This window comes from Listeria monocytogenes (assembly GCF_013282665.1).
GTDB lineage: Bacteria > Bacillota > Bacilli > Lactobacillales > Listeriaceae > Listeria > Listeria monocytogenes_C.
In genome coordinates, this window is sequence record NZ_CP054041.1 from 1928121 (window position 1) to 1946900 (window position 18780).

15 protein-coding genes are annotated in these 18780 nt (G+C 38.5%); 5 read left to right on the forward strand and 10 right to left on the reverse strand.

Going from position 1 to position 18780, the window contains the following annotated elements; all coding sequences use genetic code 11:
• Positions 1-112 precede the first annotated feature (112 nt).
• The 5 genes from HRK21_RS09705 to HRK21_RS09725 form a co-directional block, all read right to left on the reverse strand.
• The gene (locus tag HRK21_RS09705; protein WP_003738418.1) at positions 113-991 is read right to left on the reverse strand and encodes a PTS mannose transporter subunit IID; all 879 of its coding nucleotides are present in this window, start codon (positions 989-991) and stop codon (positions 113-115) included.
• A gap of 18 nt (positions 992-1009) precedes the next feature.
• Positions 1010-1825 (reverse strand): PTS mannose/fructose/sorbose transporter subunit IIC, encoded by an 816-nt coding sequence (locus HRK21_RS09710; protein ID WP_003738419.1) that lies wholly within the window; start codon positions 1823-1825, stop codon positions 1010-1012.
• 174 nt (positions 1826-1999) lie between these two features.
• Positions 2000-2485: a mannose/fructose/sorbose PTS transporter subunit IIB gene (locus tag HRK21_RS09715; RefSeq protein ID WP_003721900.1), complete on the reverse strand. Its 486-nt coding sequence runs from the start codon at positions 2483-2485 to the stop codon at positions 2000-2002.
• A complete protein-coding gene (locus HRK21_RS09720; RefSeq protein ID WP_070006236.1) occupies positions 2485-2919 on the reverse strand; it encodes a mannose/fructose/sorbose PTS transporter subunit IIA in 435 nt (144 codons plus the stop codon). The genes HRK21_RS09715 and HRK21_RS09720 overlap by 1 nt, the downstream gene beginning before the upstream one ends.
• A gap of 286 nt (positions 2920-3205) precedes the next feature.
• Positions 3206-6022 (reverse strand): sigma-54-dependent transcriptional regulator, encoded by a 2817-nt coding sequence (locus HRK21_RS09725; RefSeq protein WP_003738421.1) that lies wholly within the window; start codon positions 6020-6022, stop codon positions 3206-3208.
• Positions 6023-6214: 192 nt separating this feature from the next.
• Between HRK21_RS09725 and HRK21_RS09730 the strand changes: the two genes are divergently transcribed.
• From HRK21_RS09730 to HRK21_RS09740, 3 genes are all read left to right on the forward strand, one after another.
• On the forward strand, positions 6215-6850 hold the full coding sequence (locus HRK21_RS09730) for an FMN-dependent NADH-azoreductase (protein WP_003738422.1): 636 nt from the start codon (positions 6215-6217) through the stop codon (positions 6848-6850).
• Between the two features lie 192 nt (positions 6851-7042).
• On the forward strand, positions 7043-8419 hold the full coding sequence (locus HRK21_RS09735) for an amino acid permease (protein WP_039119950.1): 1377 nt from the start codon (positions 7043-7045) through the stop codon (positions 8417-8419).
• A 264-nt stretch (positions 8420-8683) separates the two neighbouring features.
• A complete protein-coding gene (locus tag HRK21_RS09740; protein ID WP_070006234.1) occupies positions 8684-13111 on the forward strand; it encodes a 2-hydroxyacyl-CoA dehydratase in 4428 nt (1475 codons plus the stop codon).
• A 34-nt stretch (positions 13112-13145) separates the two neighbouring features.
• Here HRK21_RS09740 and HRK21_RS09745 read toward each other — a convergent pair whose 3' ends face one another.
• On the reverse strand, positions 13146-13994 hold the full coding sequence (locus HRK21_RS09745; RefSeq protein ID WP_070006232.1) for a PhzF family phenazine biosynthesis protein: 849 nt from the start codon (positions 13992-13994) through the stop codon (positions 13146-13148).
• A gap of 26 nt (positions 13995-14020) precedes the next feature.
• A complete protein-coding gene (ybaK, locus tag HRK21_RS09750) occupies positions 14021-14497 on the reverse strand; it encodes a Cys-tRNA(Pro) deacylase (protein WP_070006230.1) in 477 nt (158 codons plus the stop codon).
• A gap of 123 nt (positions 14498-14620) precedes the next feature.
• On the opposite strand from ybaK, the gene HRK21_RS09755 reads away from it, so the two are divergent.
• Together HRK21_RS09755 and HRK21_RS09760 are read left to right on the forward strand one after the other, a co-directional pair.
• Complete coding sequence (locus HRK21_RS09755; protein WP_070006228.1) at positions 14621-15274, forward strand: DUF5105 domain-containing protein; 654 nt, start codon at positions 14621-14623, stop codon at positions 15272-15274.
• Positions 15275-15379: 105 nt separating this feature from the next.
• The gene (locus tag HRK21_RS09760; RefSeq protein ID WP_070006226.1) at positions 15380-16270 is read left to right on the forward strand and encodes a carbon-nitrogen hydrolase family protein; all 891 of its coding nucleotides are present in this window, start codon (positions 15380-15382) and stop codon (positions 16268-16270) included.
• Between the two features lie 34 nt (positions 16271-16304).
• Here HRK21_RS09760 and HRK21_RS09765 read toward each other — a convergent pair whose 3' ends face one another.
• From HRK21_RS09765 to rarD, 3 genes are all read right to left on the reverse strand, one after another.
• Complete coding sequence (locus HRK21_RS09765; RefSeq protein ID WP_003726296.1) at positions 16305-17006, reverse strand: DUF554 domain-containing protein; 702 nt, start codon at positions 17004-17006, stop codon at positions 16305-16307.
• Between the two features lie 113 nt (positions 17007-17119).
• Positions 17120-17761: an NAD(P)-dependent oxidoreductase gene (locus HRK21_RS09770; protein WP_069888273.1), complete on the reverse strand. Its 642-nt coding sequence runs from the start codon at positions 17759-17761 to the stop codon at positions 17120-17122.
• Between the two features lie 83 nt (positions 17762-17844).
• A complete protein-coding gene (gene rarD, locus HRK21_RS09775; RefSeq protein ID WP_070006223.1) occupies positions 17845-18765 on the reverse strand; it encodes an EamA family transporter RarD in 921 nt (306 codons plus the stop codon).
• Positions 18766-18780: the final 15 nt, after the last annotated feature.

Consider the following 18780-nt stretch of genomic DNA (forward strand, 5'->3'; position numbering starts at 1 on the left):
GAGGGGGAACAGGGTTTGAGGATAATCATTTAGAGAGGCTCTTTCGGAATGATAAGACACAAAAAAGAACCAGGATTAATCCCGGTTCTTTTCATATTATCATAACCACCCATTACCCAAGCGGTGAATACCCAGCTGGTGGAAGGCCTAAGATACCAGACCAGTAACCTAGAATACCAACAACGAATAGTCCTAAAATCAACCATAAAGCATTGACTTTTTTCTTCAGTATCCACATACAAGCGAATGTGAGTAGAAGGGCAAGAAGACCTGGCATTAATTGGTCCAAGATACTTTGAACAGTAGTTGGCACATCTTTACCAGTTTTAGAGTCTTCTGTTGTATAAGCTACTAGTGGAACATAGATTGTGGTCCATTTATTAACGAGGGCACCCATGACGAATAGTCCGAGAATGGAAGCTCCTTCTGTTAGTTTTTGGAGCAGACCGCCAGACATATCAGATACAACATCTGTACCTTTTGTATATCCGTAGAACACGCCCCAATAACGGAAACCTAAACGAATTGCATTAAATAGTACGAAGAATAAAATTGGTCCGATGATACTACCGTCAGTTGCAAAACCTGCACCTAAAGCGGCAAGTACTGGACGAACTGTTCCCCAGAAAATTGGATCCCCAACGCCGGCAAGTGGTCCCATTAGACCTACTTTAATACCATTGATAGCACCGTCGTCGATATCAGCACCATTGGCTTTTTGTTCTTCCATCGCGGTTGTTACCCCTAAGATAGGAGCGGCCATGTATGGATGTGTATTAAAGAACTCTAGGTGACGTTTGATGGCTTGTTCTCTTTCAGGTCCTTTTTCAGGATAAAGGCGTTTAATTACTGGAATTACCGAGAAACAGAATCCTAGAGATTGCATACGTTCAAAGTTCCACGACCCTTGGAAGAGGTTGGAACGTATGAACACGCCCATTAAGTCACGTTTCGTTATTTTCTTTTCATTAACTGTAATTTGTTCACTCATATTTTTTCTCCCCCTTCCTTAGTCGTCAAGGTCGTCGTCGAGATCATCATCCACTGATCGTCCGCCGCCGCCCCCGCCGTATTGTTGGATAGCTTCTTTCAATTGATATTTAGGGTTTAGTTGGATGTAAATGATTGCTGCAACTAGTCCTAAAACACCTAGTGCTACTAAGTTAAAAGCAGTAAATGCTGCGACAACAAAACCTAAGAAGAAGAAAGGCATTAAATATTTAGCGGACATCATGTTAATAACCATGGCGTAACCAACAACAACGATAAATCCACCAGCTACGTTTAGACCATTAACAATAACGTCCGGTATGGCATTGAGTAAATTTTCTACGGCGCTAGTACCAACTGTAACCGCAACGATAACGGCTGGAATCGCGATACGCATAGCTTGAAGTAGTAGTGCTGTAACATGTATCCAGTCGAGACTTCGCAGATTACCTTCCTTACCAGCTTTATCAGCCATGTGTTGGAATGCAACTGTAATTGTACGAACTAGAATGGTAAGTACTTGACCAAGAGCAGCTAGAGGAATCGCAAGCGAAATACCTACGCTGATATCTTGTCCCCCCGTAATAACTAAGATAGTAGAAATAATGGATGCAAGGGCAGCATCTGGAGCAACCGCAGCTCCGATATTCATCCATCCAAGCGCGATCATTTCAAGTGTTCCCCCAATAATAATACCAGTTGTAATATCCCCAAGAACAAGACCAATTAACGTACAGGCAATTAATGGACGGTGCGTTTGCCACTCATCCAAAATACTACCCATACCACTAATACAGGATACGAGGAATACAAGGATTAATTGTATTGCTGACATATATTTCCCTCCCAATTTTTCTTTAGAATGATAAAAAAAGATAATTTCATTATGATGACTGAATAAATTAAGCATCTATTACATAGACTTTTATTCATGAATCACCCCTTTAAAGGTCTTCCTTTAAACGTTTGCTTTTTCGGGACTCTAGAAAACAAGCGAGCCGCGGATGAATTATTTATCTTTATCTAGTAATGGGATAAGTTTGACTTTATTGTCAGAAGCGACTTTACGAATTTCAAGTTCGATTCCTTTTTCATCTAACTTGCGGAATGCTGCTTCATCCGTTTCGTCCACAGATACAGCATTTGTAATCATATGTTTGCCTTCGCGGAATGCCATACCACCAATGTTTACTGTTGTAATGTTTACACCAGCTTCTACAAGTGTTAATACATCTGTAGGATTAGTGAATAATAGCATGACTGGGGTTGTAGCATATTTAGGATTATTGTACACGCGTATACCTTTTTGTACATCCACAACGCTAGCTTTAACGCCTGGTGGTGCTACTTGTGTAAGAAGTGTTTTACGCACTTCATCTTTTGCAACATCGTCACTAATAACGATGATACGTTCCACCTGTGTTTCTTTTGTCCAAACAGTTGCTACTTGACCATGAATTAAGCGATCATCAATACGTGCTAAGCGAATTTCCATTATAAATCGTCCTCCCCGACTTCGGTTTCTATTTTTGGTAATGATTGTTTGAGTGACTTAACGCCACCTGATCCTGCTGTAAGAGCTGTTTTAACTAGTTCTTTTTGATTACTTGCAGCGCGCATAGAGAGCGTTTCAAGTAACATTGGAATATTGACCCCCGTGACAACATCCATATTGTCTTCTGGAAGGGCGATTTGGCTAGATGCATTATAAGGACTGCCGCCAAACAAATCAACCATAAAAATAACGCCTTCAGAAGTATCTAATTTGTCTAGTTTTTCTTTGTATTTGGTAATAAGCGTATCAGTGTTTTCTCCAGGAACAAAAGTAATAAATTCTACGTTGTTCTGTTTGCCGATAATCATTTCAGTTGATTTCAACAATTCACGCGCAGCTTCACCATGTGTGCCAATGATAATTCCAACTGGCATAGGTATCTCCTCCTTAAGCGTGGATATAATCATCCATTAATACTAACGCAAAAACTGTGCCAACATTTCTGTATTAAACAACCTCCTTTGCTAATAGAAGCGGTTCAAGGCTTTTGTAAGCGAGAACTAGCAGAAGCGGCGTGCCTTAATACGCTAAATACGTAGCTTAATACACTAAGTACTAATCTTAGACATACATACAACATTACCCTAAAAGATTAGACAGAAAACGCAATTGCTGAAAATAAAACAAGCCAACATTTTTCATAAGTTGGCTTGTTTGTATTTAGGAAAGTACTTCTGGTTGGATTTCGTTCAAAATATCGTACAAATAACAGAGTTCATCATTCGTCAGCTTTAAGTTCATTTTGTAGATAACTTCTCTATTTGTTTGTTCTAGGGCTTTAAAAATATTTGTTTCAAGCATATTTTTGGGTTCACGGTAGATTAAACCATCATTTAGAACCATACGTTCTAAGGCACAACCGACATGGATGAGTAGATTAATCTTGAAGGTATTATCAAGTTTATAACCTAGTTTTTTCTCCAGTACACTAGCAAAAGAGCTTAGAATTTCAATCGTTTTCTTCGGATTGAGATAGGTAAGAAATTCGTTAAGGCTTTCTTCGATAATTTCTTTTGCGATGCGCCCAGTTTCGCCTTTTTTAACGATGATGTTACGTTGTTTCACGAGGCTAACCAGTTGCTCTTCGCCATCAATTCCGAAAAGTCGTTCGAGCGGGATGAAGGGGATTTGGATTTTCGGATCTTGAATACCGACCGCCATCAAAATATCGTTTTCTTCTTGTAGTTGCTCCAACTTCGTATCCATTTCATGCAAGCCAATCGGAATTACTTTAATGGCATCGGTTGTGATCGTATCTAAAATATTTTCGATAAAAAGTTGTAATTTTTCAGCTGTACCTTCGCCAGTTGCGCAAATAGTAACGATAGCATGGGGTTTTTGATTGGAGTCGAGTGTCTCGTCATCCGAATTATAGCCACCATAGCCGCGGAAGTCTTTCAAGGAATCGTAAATACTGTCGAGTTCCATGTCAAGAATATTAGATTTTCGAACTGCCTCAATAACGGTTGCGGTGGAGACCATATCAATTGAGCGAACCGGAATACCAGTACGTTCTGAAATAACAGGAGCAAAACTTGTAAGAGAGCCCATATCGACTAGAAGAAGTAGGCCACGACCCATATCCATCTCTCTCGCACGTTCGGTTAATTTATCAAGCACGATTTTTGGACTTTGATCAAGTGGCATATCGATTCCTTCCACGAGTCCTTCACCGAGTAATTTTTTCGCAACACTAACCATGCTACTTGCTGTATTGTTTCCGTGTGTTGCCACAAGCACAGCGACACGGGCATTTTCTTGTTCTTTTAAAAGAGAACTAATTAAAAGCGTTAAATACATCACTTCCATATTGGGAACGCGAATGTGGAAAGTAGCCTCGATATCATCCTTAATTTCACGTGATAATTCATATGCTTCCGGTTGATCATTGACAACATTTTCGATATTTGTATATTTTAACGGTTTATTACTTTCAATTCGTTTAATAAAAGAAGTCAAGTGCAGACTAAACGCAAGCAGGAAGCGCTCATTCAATTTTTTACCAAGCTGATGTTCAATTCGTAGCTCGACACCTTCTGCAAAATTCAAAATTTCTTCATTGACGATTTTTAAGATATTTTCGCGATTGTGGATAGTGTTTTTAAATTTATTGTAAAAGCTGTTGAGGTGAATATCGATATCCATCTTGATAAATTTCTTAATATCATCATCTTCCACACCTTGATCCATTAAAATTGATGCTTTATCTTCAATGATTTTGTAAAGATTGAAATTCGGCTCATATTCGTCCGACGTAATCAATGTATTATTTAGTTCAGGGAAAATCGTCGTATATGGCTCCAAGTATTCCGCAATTGCTTGAAGTTCCTTGCGGCGGTTACTAAAGTGAAAGAAACCATCTTTAATATTAATCGGCAACGTTTTAAAATCAATCAAAATCTCTTCGTCTTTGTCAAAACTATTAAGGAAACCTTGTGCGCAAACGAGTTGAATGTTGGATTTTAATTGCCCAATATTTCCGTAAGTCGTATTACCAATCAGCGCTTTGGCAGCTTCATCTTCAATACGGATAGGTTTATTAACACGATGTGCTTCACTAGAAAGTAAGTATTTAAGCAGTTCGACACGCTCAAACGCCGTACGTTCTTCTAAACTAGGCAGTGTAATAATAATCGGAATACGACGCATAAATGTTTTTAAAAGCGAAGATTCCGGATTTTCGGTAGTAGCTCCGATAATTAAAACGTTCGATTTTCGGGTTCGATCTGTTTCGCCAAGTTTATTATACGTACCAGAATCCATCAAGTAAAAAATCATTTCTTGACCTTCAGGAGGGAGACGGTGAATTTCATCAAGGAACAAAATTCCACCTTCTGCTTTTTCTACAAGTCCGCCTTTGTCATTGTCAGCGCCAGTAAAAGCACCTTTTACATGACCAAAAATGTGCGACATCAAAAGTTGCGGATTATTATAGTAATCGGCGCAGTTAAAAATAATAAATGGTGCATCGGCAGGAAGACGTTTGGCGTGTTGCGAAAAACGATACATCAAATTAGCAAAAAGTGTCTTACCAACACCAGTTTGTCCGAGAATCATTGTATGTAAACCATTTGGTGGGTAGAGTACTGCAGCTTTGGCCTGCTCCACAGGGGTTTTAAGGCTATCATTAACGCCAATTAAATCATCAAAAGGGCTTCTTTCAACAATGCTTGGTTTTAGCATTTTTAAAAGGGACTCACAGCTATCAAATTCCAATTCATTATCGGAAAGTGTGCGTCCAATTTCATCTTCAACAGCTCTTTTAGGAAAATAAAGCACTGGTCGGCCAACGATTTTAATGATTTTTCCTTGTCTGTGAAGTTCATTCAATTCCATGCTGACGTTATTTCTCAAAATAGACAATGTTTCTGAAATAGTACTAGCTGTAAAGCCTTCATTTTTCTCTAATTGCTCGCGAATAGTCTTAGTGGAAGGATTTTCTAAAATAAATTCATAAATACGGTCAATACGCTTCATTATAAAACCTCCATTTAGTGTATCGGTGGACGATTAGTGTATTATAAACGAGCAATACACTCTAGAATTCTGTATTTATCTTAGCATGACTAGTGAAAATGTCAATGTTTATTTACTAAAAATCAAATTGACTAGCTACCCAGATAGTACTATTATATAGAAGGAACAAATAAAATCGATGAGGTGTTCATAATGTCAAAAGTACTATTTATTAAAGCGTCACCACTTCCAAATGAAGTATCAAGAAGCTCGCAAGTTGCCGAAACGTTTATGGCTGAATATAAAGCCAAAAATCCTTCTGATACAGTAGAAGAATTAGTTTTGTACAATACAGAAGTACCATTATTAGATTTAGAATTAATGACAGCTGGCAGAGAATTACAAGCTGGAAAAGCTTTCACTGATTTAGCGCCAGATGTACAAAAAAAATTAAATGCCTATAATTCGCTTACGGAACAATTCCTAGCAGCGGACAAATATGTTTTTGTGTTCCCACTTTGGAACCTTGGGATTCCGCCATTATTAAAAGCTTATATTGATACTTTTGTAGTTGCTGGAAAATCTTTCCGTTATACTGACCACGGTCCAGAAGCACTTTTAAAAGATAAAAAAGCAATCCTAATCCATGGTAGCGGTGGTATTTATTCTGCTGGACCAACAAGTTCATTTACTCACGGAGAACCTTATTTACGTACGATTTTACAATTTATCGGTATTAACGTTGTACCATCAATCTTTGTAGAAGGAATTGATCACAATCCGAGCAAAGAAGCGGAAATCGTTGCAGCTGCTAAAGCGGTAGCGCAGGAAAGTGCTCGAGAATTCTAAAAAGTTTGTGAAAAAAACATTTCTTGCTAATGACACTAAGATAGTATTATCAACTGTCTAGACCAATACAAACACATAAAAAGATTGCTAATCCCTTTATAAATTGGTAAAGTAGAGAAGTAGATTGATCGATAAAGTGCTGAATTAACTCGGCACTTTATTTTGTTAATTACTCGAAAGGGATGAATTAGGATGGAAGAGCAGAAAGAAGAATTGCAAAGGGGACTGAAAAATAGACACATTCAGTTAATCGCGATTGGCGGAGCAATTGGTACAGGGCTTTTTCTAGGAGCAGGGAAGTCAATTCATTTAGCCGGACCTTCTATCATGTTAGTTTACTTAATTATTGGGGCTATTTTATTCTTTGTTATGAGAGCTTTGGGTGAATTATTAATACATAACCCAACAACAGGATCATTTACAGAATTTGCAGAGCAATTTATTGGACCGTGGGCTGGCTTTATTACTGGTTGGACCTATTGGTTCTGCTGGATTGTGACAGGTATTGCGGAAATTACGGCGGTTGGCATGTACGTGAAATTTTGGGTGCCAGACTTACCACAATGGATTCCAGCACTTGCATGTGTTTTAATACTTCTATTGTTTAACTTAGCGACCGTTAAAGCTTTTGGTGAAATCGAATTTTGGTTTGCGATTATAAAAGTGGTTGTCATTATAGCCTTAATTGTTATTGGATTTGTACTCGTATTTATTGGTTACAAACATGGTACAAGTACAGCTTCATTTTCTAATTTAGTAGATTATGGCGGCTTTTTCCCAAATGGAATTGCCGGTTTCTTACTAGCATTCCAAATGGCGACATTTTCTTTTGTCGGAATTGAGCTTGTTGGCGTTACCGCTGGAGAAGCAGATGATCCAGAGCGTACACTTCCAAAAGCCATTAATAATATTCCGATTCGGATTTTAATCTTTTATATTGGTGCGTTACTCGTATTAATGTCTATTTATCCGTGGAGCAATATTGACCCAAATACAAGTCCATTCGTAAGCGTCTTTACGATGATTGGGATTCCTGCAGCTGCCGGTATTATTAACTTTGTGGTGTTAACGGCTGCTATGTCTTCCTGTAATAGTGGGATTTTTAGTACAAGCCGGATGCTTTACACTCTTTCAGCAGAAGGAAAAGCACCGAAAAAAATGCATCATTTGAGCTCTAACGGGGTTCCAGCAACAGCGTTAATTACTTCTACAGCATGTTTACTTATTGGTGTATTTTTAAATTATTTCTTACCGGAGCAAGTCTTTATTTTAGTAACAAGTATCGCAACGATTTGCTTTATCTGGGTTTGGGGTATTATTTTAGTGGCGCATTTACGCTTTCGTCATAAACATCCAGAAATCGCAGAAAAAAGTAAGTTCAAAATGCCTTTATCGCCTTTAATGAACTGGGTTAGCTTAATTTTCTTCGGAGGATTACTAGTTATTCTCGGTTTTGCAGCTGATACAAGAATTGCGCTTTTCGTTACACCAGTATGGTTCTTGATTTTAGGTATCGCTTATCAAATTTTAAAAGCATCCAACCGAAAGACAAAAATTAGACATAATTAACAACCGAGCAAGTATTCGCTAAAGGAAGCTATTTTAGGGAATGCTTGCTTTTTTGGTGCATGAAAATGGTCCGCGAAATTCTTTACAAATAAAAAAAATCGTGTAGAATGAGAGGTGTTTAGAGCATTTTGTCGCGCTCACGCATATCGAGTGAGTACTCACTCATTTTTAGAGATAACTTTTTATGTGAAGCAACGTACAAATGGCGAATAATATGTGAATTTACATACATATTAAGTAGTGCGTAATGAAAGGGATGAGAAAATGATTCATGCAGGATTAGATGTGGGATCAACAACAGCAAAGGCTGTAGCACTTAATGACCAGGGGGATATTTTATTTCAAACCTACAGAAGACATTATTCAGACATTAAAAAAGTAACATTAGAAATTATGCAAGACATGCAAAAAAAATGTGGCATGACAGAAATGACATTCAAAATTACGGGATCATCTGGATTAGCGATTTCTAAATTCTTGAATGTACCTTTTGTGCAGGAAGTAATTGCTTGTACAGAAGCAGTAGAGCAAGTAATTCCAGAGACAGATGTAGTAATCGAGCTGGGCGGGGAAGATGCGAAGATTATTTATTTCAGCGGTGGAATTGAACAAAGAATGAATAATGCCTGTGCGGGTGGAACTGGTGCTTTTATTGACCAAATCGCGACACTACTTCAAACAGATCCAACAGGTTTAAACGAACTGGCGCAAAATGCGAATACGATTTATCCGATTGCTTCCAGATGTGGCGTATTCGCCAAAACCGATGTGCAACCTTTACTTAATGAAGGCGCGAGAAAAGAAGATATTGCCGCTTCGATTTTCCAAAGTGTCGTGACACAAACGATTAGTGGGCTTGCTTGTGGACGTCCAATCCGCGGGAAAGTTGCGTTTCTTGGAGGACCACTTACTTTCCTTGATCAGTTACGTTATCGTTTTACAGAAACATTGAAGATGAAAGATAGTGATATTATTGCGCCTCAAAACGCGGAATATTTTATTGCACTTGGAACAGCTTTTACTGGATTAAATGATGTACCTTTAAAAGTAGATGATATGATTCATCGCCTTTCCAATATGGATATGACGACGATGGCAACGGATACGGTCATTTTACCAGCACTTTTCGAAAAGCAAGAGGACTTGGAAGAATTTCGTGCGCGTCATAATCAAATGAAAGCCAAACGAGCAAAACTGGAAGATTATGAAGGGGATGCTTATTTAGGCATTGATGCAGGATCAACCACGACCAAATTAATCTTAATGAGCCAAACCAATGAAATTCTTTACTCGTTTTATTCTAGTAATAATGGGAATCCGCTTCAATCAGTTATTGACGCAACGAGTGATTTATATGAAATTTTACCGGAAAAAGTTCGAGTTGCGCAGTCTGGAATTACAGGCTACGGCGAGTCGCTTATTAAAGCCGCGCTAAAAATTGATGTTGGCGAAATTGAAACAGTGGCTCATTATCGTGCAGCTCGCGAATTTTTACCTGACGTTGATTTCATTTTAGACATTGGCGGACAAGATATGAAATGTATGAAAATCAAAAAAGGCGCACTGGATAGTTTGATGCTTAATGAAGCTTGCTCGGCCGGGTGTGGCTCGTTTCTTGAAACATTTGCGCAAACACTTAATTTATCCATCGAAGAGTTTGCGGCTCGGGCGCTTGAAGCAAAAGCCCCTGTGGACCTAGGTTCTCGCTGTACCGTTTTCATGAATTCTAAAGTGAAACAAGTACAAAAAGAAGGCGTGAGCATGGAAGATTTATCTGCGGGTCTTGCTTATTCAGTCGTAAAAAACGCGTTGCAAAAAGTAATCAAACTCCGCAGCCCAAAAGACATTGGCGAAAAAGTAATCGTTCAAGGCGGAACTTTTTACAACGAATCAGTCTTGCGTGCTTTTGAACTATTAACAGGGCGTGAAGTAGTTCGACCAGATATCGCCGGAATGATGGGCGCATACGGTGCTGCCCTAATTGCCCGCGAACATTATGAAACTGGGGAAGTAACGGAAATGCTCGTACTGGAAAAATTGCGTGAATTTAGCGCGGAAACTTCCCAGTCGCGCTGTAACCTTTGTAGTAATACGTGTCAGCTGACAGTGACAAGATTTGGCGATGACCGAATGTTTGTTAGTGGGAACCGTTGTGAACGCGGAGAACGTGTCGAAACGAAGCGTAATTTACTGCCCAACTTATATGCGTATAAATTAAAACGTACCTTTGATTACAAATCATTGAAAAAATCAGAAGCAACTAGAGGAACCATTGGTATCCCGCGCGCGCTGAATGTTTTTGAAAACTATCCATTGTGGCATACGATTTTAACTAACTTAGGTTTCCGAGTGGTTTTATCATCTAAATCATCCAAAAACCTATATGACAAAGGTATCGAAACGATTGCCTCTGAAGCAGTTTGTTTCCCAGCCAAACTAACCCATGGTCATATTATGGATTTAATCAAGAAAAAAGCAGACCGCATTTTCTATCCATCTGTCGTTTACGAAAAACCGGAGTTCGGTGAAGCAACGAATAACTTTAACTGTCCTGTTGTGGCTGGTTACCCAGAAGTTATTCGTGTCAATGTGGATGCTTTAGAAGAGAAAAATATTCCAATGATTAGTCCGTTTTTAACTTTAGATAATGAAAAAGCATTAATCGAACAAATGAGCCTCGCTTTCCCAGAAGTTCCAGCTGCAGATATGGAAAAAGCAGTCCAAGCAGGGCTAGAGGAAGCAGAACTTTGCCGCAAAGACATTCAAGCAGAAGGCGAAGCGGCACTTACTTACATTAAGAAAAACAAAATCAAAGGGATTGTTCTTGCAGGGCATCCGTACCATATTGATCCAGAAGTAAACCACGGAATTCCAGAACTTATTACGATGAACGGCATGGCGGTTCTGACCGAAGATTCGATTTCTCATCTCGGAGAAATTGACCATAAACTTCGTGTTGAAAACCAGTGGAAATATCACGCAAGACTTTATCGTGCAGCCAGCTTTACTGCTAAAAGTGAAGATTTAGAATTTGTGCAATTGACCTCTTTTGGTTGTGGACTTGATGCGATTACAACGGATATGTGCCAAGAAATCATTGAAGGGCATAACAAAGTATACACATTACTAAAAATCGATGAAATCAACAACCTTGGTGCCGCACGTATTCGCGTTCGTTCCTTAAAAGCAGCCATGGAAGAACGTGAAAAAAACAACGTGAAACCAGGCATTATGGCAAAACCAAAAGAACGTCCATTATTCACGAAGGAAATGAAGAAAACGTATACTATCTTAGCGCCACAGCTAGCTCCAACCCATTTTGAAATGTTGGAAGCTGCTTGTAAAGTGGGCGGTTATAACTTGGAAGTATTACCAGCAGTTACACCACGCGCAGTGGATGAGGGCTTACGTTACGTCAATAACGATGCTTGTTATCCAGCAATTTTAACGATTGGACAAATGATGGATGCACTGAAACACGGCGATTATGATGTAAATAATTTGGCTGTATTGATGACGCAAACAGGTGGTGGGTGTCGGGCTACCAATTATATCTCGATGCTGAAAAAAGCACTCGGAGAAGCTGGTCTTGACCATATCCCAGTTATTTCGCTTAATGCCAACGGTTTAGAAAAACAACCAGGATTTAAAATGACGCCAAAAGTTCTTGTTCGTTTCCTAGCTGGAATTAGCTTAGGAGATGCGCTCGACCGAATGCTTTACCGTACTAGACCATATGAAGTAGAACCAGGAAGCGCCAATAAAATGTTCCGTCATTATCTCGATGCAGGACGCGAGCTAATGAAAAATTATTCTTTTGGAGCATATAAAAAATTAGCAAATGAAATGGTTCGCGCCTTTGACAACTTACCAATAACAAATGAAGTGAAACCGAGAGTTGGTGTCGTTGGAGAAATTCTCGTGAAATTCCATCCGGGTGCTAATAACAATATTGTTGATGTTATTGAAGACGAGGGCGGAGAAGCGGTTGTTCCCGATTTAACAGATTTCATTTTATATTGTTGTTATGATGATCACTTTGCTGCCAATACATTTGGTCGTTCCAAAGTTAAATCATTCGCGAAACAAAGCGTTGCGATTCCACTCATTAATCAATTCCGCAAACCAGTAACTGATGCGCTGAAGAAAAGTGAACGCTTTGAAGCACCAGCAAGTATCGAATCTATCGCTGAAAAAGCGAGTCAATTACTATCACTCGGAAATAAAATGGGTGAAGGCTGGTTCTTAACAGGAGAAATGTTTGAATTACTCGATAGTAACGTACCAAATATCGCGTGTTTACAACCGTTTGCTTGCTTGCCGAACCATATTACCGGTCGAGGCATGATTAAAGGACTCAAAAAAATGTATCCAGAAGCTAATATCATGTCGATTGACTACGATGCTGGATCAAGCTCTGTGAACCAACTAAATCGAATCAAATTAATGCTTTCCATCGCTAGAAAACAACTAGAAACGGCAGAAGTAATCACAGAGAAAGAAACAAACACACGATTCAACCCAAGAGAAAAAATCCTTGGTAAAGCAAAACAAGTAAGAGAGAGCGCTCCAGTCGAAATGATTGGAAACAAAGTGAAACAAGCGCGGGACGCAGACCCAGTTGGCGCGATAGCTCAGAAAGTGAAACATGTTGCATCTAGTAGCGAACATGTTCAAACGGATAATGAATAGAAAAAATCCGCCCCATACAAGGGGCGGATTTTTTCTATTCAATACTCAAGTATTTAGTTTCACTATAATACCCATTACCACCTACATATACACGGGCTATTTCCTTATTAGCATCTACACCTAATTTAACTAAAATTTCGGAAGGAGAATGTAGCGAGTGTCCTTGTTCAAATACATAAAGTTCTTTTTGCAAGTATTGATTTTTATAAAGATAACAAGCTAAAGCACCATTAGAGGTCCCAGTCGCAGCTTCTTCATTAATATCAAATAGTGGAGCGAAATTCCGGCAAATAATTCGGTCATCGCTAAAAGTATATAGATGCATTCCAACAACTTCATACTGCTTGCTGACCTCTTTAACCTTTTCAAAATTTGGCTTTAGGGCATATAAATCGGCTTCACTTTTAATTGGAATTAATATATCTTTTAAACCCGTAGACACAATTTGAATTGGATAATTAGCACTTAGTAAGTTTAAATCAAAACAACCAGTTAAATTAGCAGGCGGAATGATATCATAAAAAGTTGGTTGATTTTGTTCCATGAAGATAGTACCATCTTTTATTGTAATCGTAAGGACACCGCTATTTGTCTCAATTGTATACCGGTTCTTATGAATTTTATTTACATGCTTCAAAATTGCGAAAGTGCCGATTGTCGCATGACCGCATAAAGCAACTTCTTCTTTCGGGGTAAAATATTCTAATTTAAAATCAGCGCAGTTAGATTCAGTTAGGAAGGCAGTTTCCGCATAGCCTAGTTGTTTTGCGATGGCCATTTTTTGAGCGGTGGCGAGTGTTGGTTCGTTTAATACGACACCAGCTTTATTTCCCCCTTTATTATTTTTACTAAATGCACTTGCAACATAAACAGATATATCCATAATAATAAAACTCCCTTGTTTAAACTTTATTCTTCCGTAATCAGCGCAAACTCAGCACGTACTACTTCTTTCAAATCAGTAGGGGCTAGTTCGATTTGTAGTCCTCTTTTTCCAGCCGAAATCAGTATGGTATCAAGCGATTCAGCACTGTTATCAATAAATGTTGGAAATAATTTTTTCATTCCAATCGGCGAACATCCACCGCGAATATAGCCAGTCAGCTTTTCTAGCGTATCCACCGCAATTAATTCACATTTTTTATTACCGCTAATCTTTGCCAAATGTTTTAAATGCAAAGTCTTATCGGCAGGTATGCAAGCAACGATATTTCCTGTTTTGTCACCAGTCAGGACTAAGGTTTTAAAAATTTGTGCGGGATTATTCCCTGTTTCTTCCGCAACGTGAAGCGCATCCAAGGCCTCTTCACTCCAAGCATACTCATGCAAATCATATTTTATCTTCTGTTTATCTAAAATCCGACACGCATTTGTCTTTTTATTCAAGTCTTTCACCTCGATTTATTTGAAATTATGTACATATTATGACACTTTTTGTAAAATAGTTGGCATTTTAGCTCTCGTTCTGTACAATGAAATGGAATTCAAATAAGAAAGGGAGATTTACTAATGAAAAAAGGGTTATTTAGTATGGTTCTTATGCTTGCAATGGTACTTGTATTAAGTGCATGTGGCGGCGCATCAAGGGTAGAACCAAAAAAAGCAGGAGAAATCACTGTTAATGCCGTAGTTTACAATAAAGATACGGATAAAGTAAAAGATGTATATGGTGAAGATGGTTCTAAATTCGAAAAAGAATTTGAAACTAGTTTTAAAGAAAGCTTTATCAATACATTTACAGCAAGTTTTTCTAGTGATGTAAACTTAGACAAACAAGTGGATGAGTTTTATGATGCACTTCGCAAACAAGTAAACGAAAAAACTTCGTATACTACTAAAGTAACAAATGACGACAAAGAAAGTCCAGAAATTCAATTCGCTGTTAAAGGGCTTGATATGAAAGGCGTTCAAACAGAATTAGTAGAAGAATTAACAAAAGCGGCAACAGCTGACCCATCTCTTGCAACAGATGATCAAAAAATGGCTGAAAAAACAATGGAAATCTATACGAAAGCTGTTCAAAATGCAGATGCAGTATCAGAAGCTAAAACAGTTACACTTAAATTGAAAGTAGATCCAGATGACGATTCTTTATGGAAAATGGAAAACGATATGGCATTCATGCAAGCACTAACAACAGCATTCTTTATGGGTGGTATGTAAGTTTTTATATGAATAGACACCAGCAACTTTCGGGTTGTTGGTGTTTTTTTGTTTCCAAGAATAAATGTTATAATAACATGAAGATTTACTAATGGGAGGCGCTATATGACTACTATAAAAATCGCATTAATCCAACAAAAAGCAGTACCAAATAATAAGGAAGCCAATTTAAAATTAGCCATTAAATATATAAGAGAAGCACATAAAAAAGGGGCAGATTTAGTACTTTTCCCAGAAATGTGGTCAAACGGTTATGCGCCACCTTTTGAAGATGCTTTTAATCATCCACTAGCTACTGGGTTTGGGGCAGAACGATTCAAGTGGTTAAATGAAGCAATCGAAGCAGACAGTGCTTATGTTTTGACACTGAAAGAACTTGCCAAAGAGCTACAGATTGGCATTTGCGCTACGTATTTGTCTAAAACGGAACAAAAAACACAAAATGCTGCTATTATTATTGACCGTAAAGGAGAAATAATTTTAGACTATGCCAAAGTCCATACGTGTGATTTTTCTTTAGAAATATTACTACAAAGTGGCGAGGAATTTAAAGTTTGTGAGTTTGATGGTATTAAGCTGGGGGTCATGATTTGCTATGATCGCGAGTTTCCAGAAAGCGCCAGAGTTCTCATGTTAAAAGGTGCAGAAATTATCCTCTTTCCAAATGCTTGTGGTATGAATCCAGCCAGACTTAATCAACTAAATTCTCGTGCTTTTGAAAACATGGTTGGCGTAGCGATGGCAAACTATCCTGGCGAAAAATGGGGCAAATCCACTGCTTTTTCCCCGATTGTTTTTGATGAAAATGGGGATTACCGCGATAATACGATTATGGAAACAGATGACGTTTCAGAAGGTGTTTTTATTGCTGAATTTAATTTAGACGAGATTCGAAATTACCGGGAAAATGAAACGTGGGGAAATGCCTACCGAAAACCACAAACATATACAGAATTAATAAGTTCAGATGTAAAAGCGCCATTTAAACGAAATTAAAAAAACAGAGAAGAGCAATCTCTGTTTTTTTCTTTTAAAAATAGTAAAGTCCAGTAACAATCAGCGCAACGACCAAAATCCCCGGAACCAGATTCGCGACCCGAATCTTTGTTAAACCAAGTAAGTTGAGTCCAATCGCCAAAATCATAATTCCACCTGTAGCCGTTAATTCTTTTATAATTAGCGCCATCAGGTCTGCTGGAACGAATTGATTAATCTGGGTTGCGAATAATGCGATAATACCTTCAAAAAGGAACACTGGAATCGCAGAGAGCATAACACCCCAACCAAGTGTCGTACTAAGAAGAAGGGCGATAAACCCATCCATTACTGATTTCGTATAAAGCACATCATGATTTCCGCGAATGCCACTATCAAGCGCACCGATAATTCCCATCGCACCAATCACAAAAATAAGGGTAGCTGTTACAAAGCCTTTTGAAACATTACTTTTTCCTTTGGCACCGACTTTCCGTTCAATCCAGTGCCCAAGCTGATTCAGGTGATAATCTATATTAAGCCATTCCCCAATAACGGCTCCAAAACAAATACTTAAAATGACAATAAGCGAGTTGCTCGTTTTAAATGCCATTTGAATGCCAAGGACGATAACGGATAACCCCATCCCTTTCATGACTGTGTCTTTCATACGTTCAGGGATATTATGTAATTTCATGCCAATAACAGAGCCAATCAAAATCCCAAGCCCGTTTACTAGCGCACCAAGTAGAACCATTTTCTTCCTCCCTTTTTTTCATATAGCAATAGTATACAGGAAGTTTTCGCCAATTGGGAGTTTTATTTCGTACAAAAAAGTCGAAGGATCAGAGTGATCCTTCGACTTTAAGTCTATTTTCCGGCTACTGTAAAGCGTTCATTTAAGTGATTAGGTCGTTCAATTTCATCTAAAACAGCAATCGCATAGTCTTCCATACTGATAAAACTATTGCCATCGCTACCAAACAGGAGATGATCTTTTCCTATTTGATAGTCTCCAGTGCGTTCACCGGGCTCAAACATAGCAGAAGGGCTAATGTACGTCCAACTGAATTCTGCTTGATGTGATTTTAAATGCTCTAATTGTTTTGCTTGCGCACGTGCAGTTGGATAGTAAGGCGCTTCCCGAAGGCCTTTGGACTCTAAAAGAGTGTTTCCGTCTTCATCAATTTGAAGACTAGCTGCTCCACCAACGACAAGTAAGCGCGGAGACACAGTTCCATTTAAAACAGAAATCAAGTGATTAAGGGAAGTGACATGTTTTTCTGCTTCGTCTGGACTAACGCCATAAGCATCAACAACGACATTTTGGTCGGCTAAATCTGAAAGGGTTAAATCAAAAATATCTTTTTGCAAAATATTAATATCTTTGTGTGTTTGCGTGATTTTTCCGGCGTTTCTAACAATGGCTGTTACTTCGTGACCACGATTTTTTGCTTCTTCTAAAATTCTCGAACCAGCTCGGCCCGTAGCACCAATAATACCAATTTTCATGAAAAAAGCCCCCTATTCATTTTTATGGAATAGATTCTCGTTTGATAGAAGAATTATTCCCGAAAGAGGGGACTAGAAAACATTTATTTTTTTGTGGCGTTTGCTAATTGTTTAATTTTGGCTGCGGAATAAATGTGAGAAACCGTGAAAATAATAAGTGCTAACCAAATGAACATGAATGCAAACAATTGGATATGATCGAAACTTTCTTTAAATAGTAATACGCCGAGTGCAAGCATTAATGTTGGTCCAATATATTGCAGGAAGCCAACCATCGTATAGCTGATTTTTTTCGCAGCAGTGGCAAACAGAAGTAGCGGGATAGCTGTAACGACACCAGCACCAACTAAAATAATATTGGTTTCTGCCGCGTATTGCATTAATCCATTGGTTGCGAAAAAGATGACATAAATCAGTGCGAATGGCGTAATAATCATTGTTTCAAGCGTTAAACCCGTCCAAACAGTTACGGAAACAACTTTTTTTATTAGTCCATAAAGCGAAAAAGTAACAGCCATACCGATTGCCGCCCAAGGAACAGATCCAAGATGCCATGTGAGGATTAAAACACCAATTGTTGCAGAAATAACAGCAATAATTTCGCCACGACTCAAGCGTTCTTTTAAGATAACTGTTGCGAGAAGTACGTTTACAAGTGGATTGATATAATAACCAAGACTTGCTTCGGTCACATGCCCACTATTCACCGTATAAATGAATAAATACCAGTTCGCTGTCACTAAAAAAGCTGCCGCAATAATCGCAATCAGCGTTTTTGGTTTAAGCAATACGTCCTTTGTTTCTTGAAAAACCATCGAAGCTTTTCGCAAACAAACGATCAAAAATAACATAAAAATAAAAGACCATATAATTCTATAGGCCAAAATTTCCATTGGTGGGACATTGGTGACTAGCTTCCAGTAAATCGGAAGGACACCCCAAAATACATAAGCGAGAGCACCAGCGATAATGCCGCTTAGCTGTCCATTTTGTTTATTTTCCATAGTGATGTGAGCCCC

Coding starts and splice junctions, on each gene's coding strand:
- HRK21_RS09770 (WP_069888273.1), bottom strand. CDS start 17,761: ATGAAAATTGGTATTATTGGTGCTACGGGCCGAGCTGGTTCGAGAATT.
- HRK21_RS09760 (WP_070006226.1), top strand. CDS start 15,380: ATGACTACTATAAAAATCGCATTAATCCAACAAAAAGCAGTACCAAAT.
- HRK21_RS09725 (WP_003738421.1), bottom strand. CDS start 6,022: ATGAAGCGTATTGACCGTATTTATGAATTTATTTTAGAAAATCCTTCC.
- HRK21_RS09765 (WP_003726296.1), bottom strand. CDS start 17,006: ATGGTTCTACTTGGTGCGCTAGTAAACGGGCTTGGGATTTTGATTGGC.
- HRK21_RS09710 (WP_003738419.1), bottom strand. CDS start 1,825: ATGTCAGCAATACAATTAATCCTTGTATTCCTCGTATCCTGTATTAGT.
- HRK21_RS09735 (WP_039119950.1), top strand. CDS start 7,043: ATGGAAGAGCAGAAAGAAGAATTGCAAAGGGGACTGAAAAATAGACAC.
- HRK21_RS09755 (WP_070006228.1), top strand. CDS start 14,621: ATGAAAAAAGGGTTATTTAGTATGGTTCTTATGCTTGCAATGGTACTT.
- HRK21_RS09730 (WP_003738422.1), top strand. CDS start 6,215: ATGTCAAAAGTACTATTTATTAAAGCGTCACCACTTCCAAATGAAGTA.
- rarD (WP_070006223.1), bottom strand. CDS start 18,765: ATGGAAAATAAACAAAATGGACAGCTAAGCGGCATTATCGCTGGTGCT.
- HRK21_RS09745 (WP_070006232.1), bottom strand. CDS start 13,994: ATGGATATATCTGTTTATGTTGCAAGTGCATTTAGTAAAAATAATAAA.
- HRK21_RS09740 (WP_070006234.1), top strand. CDS start 8,684: ATGATTCATGCAGGATTAGATGTGGGATCAACAACAGCAAAGGCTGTA.
- HRK21_RS09705 (WP_003738418.1), bottom strand. CDS start 991: ATGAGTGAACAAATTACAGTTAATGAAAAGAAAATAACGAAACGTGAC.
- HRK21_RS09720 (WP_070006236.1), bottom strand. CDS start 2,919: ATGCCAGTTGGAATTATCATTGGCACACATGGTGAAGCTGCGCGTGAA.
- HRK21_RS09715 (WP_003721900.1), bottom strand. CDS start 2,485: ATGGAAATTCGCTTAGCACGTATTGATGATCGCTTAATTCATGGTCAA.